Origin of the sequence: Geodermatophilus sabuli, assembly GCF_010686765.1 — a bacterium.
Taxonomy (GTDB): domain Bacteria; phylum Actinomycetota; class Actinomycetes; order Mycobacteriales; family Geodermatophilaceae; genus Geodermatophilus; species Geodermatophilus sabuli_A.
This window is the reverse complement of record NZ_JAAGWF010000082.1, coordinates 1-588: the sequence shown is the minus strand read 5'-3', so window position 1 is coordinate 588 and position 588 is coordinate 1. Positions and strand designations below refer to the sequence as shown.

1 protein-coding gene is annotated in these 588 nt (G+C 54.4%); it reads left to right on the top strand.

The features are described 5' to 3' along the window. Positions 1-34: 34 nt before the first annotated feature. Positions 35-588, top strand: a 554-nt coding sequence (locus GCU56_RS23100; RefSeq protein ID WP_163484508.1) for a recombinase RecT, incomplete at its 3' end; no start/stop codon positions are given.

The window sequence follows — 588 nt, the reverse complement described above, 5'->3', positions numbered from 1 at the left end:
CGAAGCGCTGCGCGCTCAGGCTTAAGGGGGATTTATGCATAACACTAACGTTACCGTTGCTGACCAGAACACCGTTATTAACTCCAACGTGGCTTTGTTTGATTCCCAGTATCTGAACGCCATCAGCACTTTTGCGCAGATCATGGCGCAAGGCACCGCGACCGTTCCTAAACACCTTCAGGGCAATCAGGCCGACTGCATGGCTGTAGCGATGCAAGCAGCACAGTGGCAGATGAATCCCTTTGCCGTGGCGCAGAAGACGCACCTGATTAACGGTGTACTCGGGTATGAAGCGCAACTGGTTAATGCTGTGATTTCGCGCAGTGGCGTACTGGCCAGCCGCTTTGAATATGAATGGTACGGGCCATGGGAAAAGGTCGTTGGAAAATTCCATATCCGTAAAGGCGACAAAGGCGAGTACCGCGTCCCTGGCTGGACCCTGGCTGACGAAGCCGGGATCGGCATCATTATCAGCGCAACGCTAAAAGGCGAGGATAAACCGAGAGAACTCGATTTACTGCTGGCTCAGGCCCGTACCCGAAACTCTACACTTTGGGCTGACGACCCTCGCCAGCAGCTGGCGTACCT